The 7,190-nt window shown below is 68.2% G+C and carries 5 protein-coding genes; all 5 read left to right on the forward strand.

The window, feature by feature from the left end; translation table 11 throughout:
- Positions 1 to 27: 27 nt before the first annotated feature.
- The 5 genes from AC5Y46_RS05080 (at position 28) to AC5Y46_RS05100 (ending at position 7,182) form a co-directional block, all read left to right on the forward strand.
- The gene (locus AC5Y46_RS05080; RefSeq protein ID WP_499946588.1) at positions 28 to 1,350 is read left to right on the forward strand and encodes a cell division protein PerM; all 1,323 of its coding nucleotides are present in this window, start codon (positions 28 to 30) and stop codon (positions 1,348 to 1,350) included.
- A 157-nt stretch (positions 1,351 to 1,507) separates the two neighbouring features.
- Positions 1,508 to 2,137, forward strand: a complete 630-nt coding sequence (gene purN / locus AC5Y46_RS05085; RefSeq protein ID WP_499990256.1) for a phosphoribosylglycinamide formyltransferase — start codon at positions 1,508 to 1,510, stop codon at positions 2,135 to 2,137.
- A gap of 7 nt (positions 2,138 to 2,144) precedes the next feature.
- Positions 2,145 to 3,722, forward strand: a complete 1,578-nt coding sequence (gene purH / locus AC5Y46_RS05090) for a bifunctional phosphoribosylaminoimidazolecarboxamide formyltransferase/IMP cyclohydrolase (protein ID WP_499990257.1) — start codon at positions 2,145 to 2,147, stop codon at positions 3,720 to 3,722.
- A 102-nt stretch (positions 3,723 to 3,824) separates the two neighbouring features.
- Positions 3,825 to 5,210 (forward strand): sigma 54-interacting transcriptional regulator, encoded by a 1,386-nt coding sequence (locus tag AC5Y46_RS05095; protein WP_499946585.1) that lies wholly within the window; start codon positions 3,825 to 3,827, stop codon positions 5,208 to 5,210.
- Positions 5,200 to 7,182, forward strand: a complete 1,983-nt coding sequence (locus AC5Y46_RS05100; RefSeq protein ID WP_499946584.1) for a VWA domain-containing protein — start codon at positions 5,200 to 5,202, stop codon at positions 7,180 to 7,182. Before AC5Y46_RS05095 ends, AC5Y46_RS05100 begins: the two co-directional genes overlap by 11 nt.
- Positions 7,183 to 7,190: the final 8 nt, after the last annotated feature.

Genomic DNA, 7,190 nt, shown 5'->3' on the forward strand with positions numbered 1-7,190 from the left:
GCGCCTAGTCGGTCCCGCGCGCCAAGAGTGACACGGGTGTCGGCACGAAACGAGGACAACCGGGTAGCGGGGGCCCGTCAGGCGCGCGACCTCGTCCGGGTCGCTTTCGCCCCGGCCGTGGTAGCGCTCGTCGTGATCGCCGCGGTCACGCTGCTGGAACTGTTGATCGCCAACAGCGACATGACCGGCGCACTCGGCGCCATAGCCAGCATGTGGCTCGGCGTGCACCAGGTGCCGATCTCGATCGCCGGCCGCGAGTTGGGCGTCATGCCGCTGCTGCCGGCGATGTTGATGGTCTGGGGTACCGCACGGACCACCGCGCGGGCGACTTCGCCGTATTCGTCGTGGCTGGTGGTGCGCTGGGTCGTCGCCTCGGCCCTGGGCGGCCCGCTGCTGATGACGGCGATCGCGCTGGCGGTCATCCACGACGCGTCCTCGGTGCTGACCGAACTGCAGACGCCCAGTGCGTTGCGGGCGTTCACCAGCGTGCTGGTGGTGCACGCGATCGGGGCTGCGATCGGCGTGTGGTCCCAGGTGGGACGACGGGCGTTGGGTGCATCCCCGTTGCCCAATTGGCTGGGCGATTCGTTGCGCGCGGCCTTCGCCGGTGTGGTGGCGTTGCTGGGGTTGTCGGGGATGGCGACGACGGGATCGCTGGTCGTCCATTGGGCGACCATGCAGGACCTGTTCTCCATCACCGACTCCATCTGGGGTCAGTTCAACCTCACCGCGCTGTCGCTGCTGTACGCGCCCAACGTCATCGTCGGCGCCTCGGCGATCGCGGTAGGGTCCAGCGCGCACATCGGCTTCGCGACGTTCAGCTCGTTCACGGTGTTCGGCGGCGACGTGCCGGCACTTCCTATCCTGGCCGCCGTACCCACTCCCCGGCTCGGTCCGGTATGGGTCGCGCTGCTGATCATCGGAGCGGCATCCGGCGTGGCGGTGGGCCAGCAGTGCGCGCGGCGACCGCTGCCGGCGGTTGCCGCCTTCGCCAAACTAGTGGTGGCCGCCGTCGTCGGAGCTTCGGCTATGACGTTGCTCGGCTACGCCGGTGGCGGCAAATTGGGCAACTTTGGTGACGTGGGGGTGGAGCTGAGCACGCTGTTCCTCGGCACACTCTTCTGGTTCGCCGGGGTCGGCGCGCTGACCGTGGTGATGGCCGGGGGGATCCGACGGCGTCCCCGACGACCTCGCCCGAAACCCGACGCGGAAGAGGAAACCGTGTTGGGGGCATACGACGAGGATCTCGAGCAGGACGAGGATCTCGAGCAGGACGAGGTCGTCGAGGACGAGGACGCGCCCGTCGACCGAGATGAGGACGAAGTGCAGGAGTTGCCGCGCGAGAGTTGAGCGCTCCCCCACGCTGCCGCGCGGGCGTTGAGCGCTTCTCGTCCGCCCACGCTGCCGCGCGGGCGGCATCGTCGCCCGACGCTGCCGGATTTGTCGGGCTCCTCCTCCCCCCCACGCTGCCGCGCGGGCGGCATCGTCGCCCGACTAGGCTCGCCTCGTGCCGGAACCCCTGCGTGTACCTCCCAGTGCACCGGCGCGGCTGGTAGTGCTGGCATCGGGCACCGGTTCGCTGCTCGACGCGCTGCTCAAGGCGGCGACGGGTGAGTACCCGGCGCGGGTGGTGGCCGTCGGCGTGGACCGCGACTGCCGGGCTACCCAGATCGCCGCCGAGGCCGCGATACCGGCCTATGCCGTGCGGGTCGGCGACCATCCCAGCCGCGACGCCTGGGACGCCGCGATCACCGACGCCACCGCCGCACACGAGCCCGACCTCATCGTCTCCGCCGGATTCATGAGAATCCTTGGCCCGCAATTCCTTTCACGATTCTCTGGCCGCACGATCAACACCCACCCGGCATTGCTGCCGGCCTTCCCCGGTGCCCACGGCGTCGCCGAAGCGCTGGCCTACGGTGTGAAAGTCACCGGCTGTACGGTGCACCTGGTGGATGCCGGCGTGGACACCGGTCCGATCCTGGCGCAGCACCCCGTCGAGGTGTTCGACGGCGACGACGAAGAAAGCCTCCACGAACGCATCAAAGTCGTGGAGCGACAACTGCTGGTGGATGTAGTGGCCGCGATGGCCACCCGAGGCGTAACGGTGACGGGACGGAAGGCGGCCATAGGATGAGCACACGATGAGCACCGACAAGAAGCCGATTCGTAGGGCATTGATCAGCGTCTACGACAAGTCCGGATTGATCGACCTCGCCCAGGGGCTCGCCGCCGCCGGGGTCGAGATCGTCTCGACCGGATCGACCGCCAAGACCATTGCCGACAAAGCGATTCCGGTCACCCGCGTCGAGGAACTGACCGGCTTCCCGGAGGTGCTCGACGGGCGAGTCAAGACCTTGCATCCGCGCGTCCACGCCGGGCTGCTGGCCGATCTGCGCAAGCCCGAACACCAAACCGCCCTGGCCGAACTCGGCATCGAGGCGTTCGAACTCGTGGTGGTCAACCTCTATCCGTTCAGCCAGACCGTCGACTCCGGCGCGGGCGTCGACGACTGCGTCGAGCAGATCGACATCGGCGGGCCGTCCATGGTGCGCGCCGCTGCCAAGAACCATCCCAGCGTCGCCGTGGTCACCGACCCGCGCGGCTACGACGGCGTGCTCGCCGCGGTGCGCAACGGCGGATTCACGCTTGCCGAGCGAAAGAAGCTGGCCTCGTTGGCGTTTCAGCACACCGCCGAGTACGACATCGCCGTCGCCACCTGGATGCAGTCCACCCTGGCGCCCGAGGAACCCGCGCAGGAATTCCCGCACTTCGTCGCCCGCAACTGGCGTCGCGCAGCGACGTTGCGCTACGGCGAGAATCCGCACCAGCAGGCCGCCCTGTACACCGACCCGGCGGCCTGGCCCGGTCTGGCGCAGGCCGAGCAGCTGCACGGAAAAGAGATGTCCTACAACAACTTCACCGACGCCGACGCCGCCTGGCGCGCGGCGTTCGACCACCAACAGACCTGCGTGGCAATCATCAAGCACGCCAATCCGTGCGGCATCGCCATCTCCGATGTCTCCGTCGCCGACGCGCACCGCAAGGCCCACGAATGTGACCCGCTGAGCGCTTTCGGCGGAGTGATCGCAGCCAACACCGAGGTCACTGTCGAGATGGCCGAGTACGTCAGCACCATCTTCACTGAAGTGGTCGTCGCGCCGGCCTACGCGCCGGGGGCCCTGGAGGTGCTGACGCGCAAGAAGAACATCCGGGTGCTGCTGGCCTCCGAACCGATGGCCGGCGGCCACGAACTGCGCGCGATCAGCGGCGGTTTGCTGATCCAGCAACGCGACCAGCTCGACGCCGCGGGTGACGATCCGAACAACTGGACCCTGGCCACCGGAGAACCCGCCGACCCCGCCACCCTCACCGACCTGGTCTTCGCCTGGCGCGCCTGCCGCGCCGTCAAGTCCAACGCGATCGTGATCGTCGCCGACGGTGCCACCGTCGGTGTCGGCATGGGTCAGGTCAACCGCGTCGACGCCGCCCGGCTGGCCGTCGAACGAGGCAATGCACGCGGCGACCAGCGGGTCAGGGGAGCGGTCGGCGCATCGGATGCGTTCTTCCCGTTCCCGGACGGGCTGGAGACGCTGACGGCCGCGGGAGTCAAGGCCATCGTGCACCCCGGTGGCTCGGTGCGCGACGACGAAGTGACGGCGGCGGCCACCAAGGCAGGGATCACGTTGTACCTCACCGGGGCCAGGCACTTCGCGCACTAGCTCCGTCCGCCGAGAGTGAAATCCACGACCGACACGCCGCAGAGTGCGTCGGGAAAGTCACTCTCGTCGGCACAACCCAAGGCAGGGTCGTAGCGTGGAGAGGTGACTTCACCGAGCAATCTGCCCCGTACCGTTGGCGAGCTGCGTGCCTCCGGCCATCGTGAGCGCGGCGTCCGGCAGGAAATCCGGGAAAATCTACTGACCGCTTTGGCCGACGGCGACGACGTGTGGCCGGGGATCCTAGGTTTTGACGACACCGTGATCCCCCAGTTGGAGCGGGCACTGATCGCCGGACACGACTTCGTCCTGCTGGGTGAACGCGGCCAGGGCAAGACCCGGCTGCTGCGGGCGCTCACCGGACTTCTCGACGAGTGGACGCCGGTGATCGCCGGCGCAGAGCTCGGCGAACATCCCTACAGCCCCATCACCCCCGAGTCGATCAAGCGGGCCGCGCAGTCCGGTGAAGACCTGCCCATCGCCTGGAAGCACCGCAGTGAGCGTTACACCGAGAAGCTGGCCACCCCGGACACCAGCGTCGCTGACCTGGTCGGAGACATTGATCCGATCAAGGTGGCCGAGGGCCGCAGCCTCGGGGATCCCGAAACCATCGCCTACGGGCTGATCCCGCGGGCACACCGCGGCATCGTCGCGGTCAACGAACTGCCCGACCTCGCCGAACGCATCCAGGTCTCGATGCTCAACGTGATGGAAGAGCGCGACATCCAGGTCCGCGGCTACACGCTGCGGCTGCCGCTCGACGTCCTGGTGGTGGCCAGCGCCAACCCCGAGGACTACACCAACCGCGGCCGCATCATCACCCCGCTCAAGGACCGGTTCGGCGCCGAGATCCGCACCCACTATCCGCTGGAGCTCAGTGCCGAGATCGGGGTCATCGCCCAGGAGGCGCACTTGAGCGCAGAGGTGCCCGACTACCTGCTGCAGGTGATCGCGCGGTTCGCCCGCTACCTGCGCGAGTCCAGCTCGGTCGACCAGCGTTCGGGCGTCTCGGCGCGATTCGCCATCGCGGCGGCCGAGACGGTCGCGGCGGCAGCACGGCACCGCGGGGCGATTCTGGGGGAGACCGATCCGGTCGCCCGCGTGGTCGATCTGGGCACCATCATCGACGTGCTGCGCGGCAAGCTGGAATTCGAATCCGGCGAAGAGGGCCGCGAGCAGGCCGTGCTGGAGCACCTGCTGCGCCGCTCGACGGCCGACACCGCGTCTCGGGTGCTGGGCGGCATCGACGTCGGCACTTTGGTCGCGGCCGTCGAGGGAGGCTCGGCGGTGACGACGGGCGAGCGGGTATCGGCCAAGGACGTGCTGGCCGCGGTTCCCGGCCTGCCGGTGGTGGACAAGATCGCGACCAAACTGGGCGCCGAGTCCGAAGGGGAGCGGGCCGCGGCACTGGAGTTGGCTCTCGAGGCGCTGTACCTGGCGAAGCGGGTCGACAAGGTGTCCGGTGAAGGGCAGACGGTCTATGGCTCGTAGCGGGCACTCATCGCGTTACTCGGCGTACACCGGCGGTCCCGACCCGCTGGCCCCGCCGGTGGATCTGCGGGAGGCGCTCGAGGCGATCGGGCAGGACGTCATGGCCGGCACTTCGCCGCGCCGCGCGTTATCGGAGTTGCTGCGGCGCGGCACCGAGAACATGCGTGGGGCCGACCGGCTGGCCGCCGAGGCCAACCGCAAACGACGGGACCTGTTGCGGCGCAACAATTTAGACGGCACGTTGCAGGAAATAAAGAAGCTGCTCGACGAGGCGGTGCTCGCCGAACGCAAGGAACTGGCGCGTGCCCTCGACGACGACGCCCGCTTCTCCGAGTTGCAGCTGGAGGCGCTGCCGCCGTCGCCGGCCAAGGCCGTGCAGGAGCTCTCCGAATACGACTGGCGCAGCGGCGAGGCCCGTCAGAAATACGAGCAGATCAAGGATCTGCTGGGCCGGGAGATGCTCGACCAACGCTTCGCCGGGATGAAAGAAGCGCTGCAGGGCGCCACCGACGAGGACCGTCAGCGCGTCAGCCAGATGCTCGACGACCTGAATGACCTGTTGGACAAGCACGCCAGAGGCGAGGACACCCAGCAGGACTTTCAAGATTTCATGGACAAGCACGGCGAGTTCTTCCCGGAGAACCCGAGCAATGTCGAAGAGCTGCTCGATTCGCTGGCCAAGCGGGCCGCCGCGGCGCAGCGGTTTCGCAACAGCCTGTCCCAGGAGCAGCGTGATGAGCTGGATGCGTTGGCGCAGCAGGCATTCGGGTCACCGTCTTTGATGCAGGCGTTGAGTCGGCTCGACTCGCATCTACAGGCGGCGCGACCCGGTGAGGACTGGACCGGGCAGGAGCAGTTCTCCGGCGACAATCCGTTCGGCATGGGCGAGGGAACCCAGGCTCTGGCCGACATCGCCGAGCTGGAGCAGCTGGCCGAACAGCTCTCGCAGGCGTACCCAGGGGCCACGATGGACGACGTCGACCTCGACGCACTCGCCCGCCAGCTCGGAGACGAGGCCGCCGTCGACGCCCGGACACTGGCCGAACTCGAGCGTGCCCTAGTCAACCAGGGCTTCCTGGACCGCGGCTCCGATGGTCAATGGCGGCTGTCCCCGAAGGCCATGCGCCGATTGGGCGAGACCGCGCTACGTGATGTGGCGCAACAACTTTCGGGTCGTCACGGTGATCGGGAGACCCGTCGGGCGGGCGCGGCCGGCGAACTGACCGGCGCGACACGGCCCTGGCAGTTCGGCGACACCGAGCCGTGGAACATTTCCCGGACGCTGACGAACGCCGTCCTTCGGCAAGCCGGCACCTCGACGCTCGACGGGGGACTGCGCATCAGCGTCGACGACGTGGAGGTCTCGGAGACCGAAACCCGCACCCAGGCCGCGGTCGCACTGCTGGTGGACACCTCGTTCTCGATGGTGATGGAGAACCGGTGGCTGCCGATGAAGCGCACGGCGCTGGCGCTCAACCATCTGGTGTGCACCCGGTTCCGCTCGGATGCGTTGCAGATCATCGCTTTCGGCCGCTACGCCCGGACGGTCAGCGCCGCGGAACTGACGGGTTTGGAAGGTGTCTACGAGCAAGGCACCAACCTGCATCACGCGCTCGCGCTGGCCGGCCGTCACCTGCGTCGGCACCCCAATGCGCAACCCGTGCTGCTGGTGGTGACCGACGGGGAACCGACCGCGCACCTGGAGGATTTCGACGGCGACGGGAGGGGTTCTGCTGTGTTTTTTGATTACCCGCCGCATCCCCGGACCATCGCGCACACGGTGCGCGGATTCGATGAGATGTCCAGGCTCGGTGCGCAAGTCACGATCTTCCGGCTAGGCAGCGACCCTGGTCTGGCGCGGTTCATCGACCAGGTCGCCCGTCGTGTGGAGGGCCGGGTGGTGGTGCCGGATCTGGACGGGCTGGGTGCGGCGGTGGTGGGCGACTATCTGCGGTCCCGACGCCGCCGTTAACCGGCGCG

The sequence above is a fragment of the Mycobacterium sp. NGS59 genome (genome assembly GCF_059812345.1).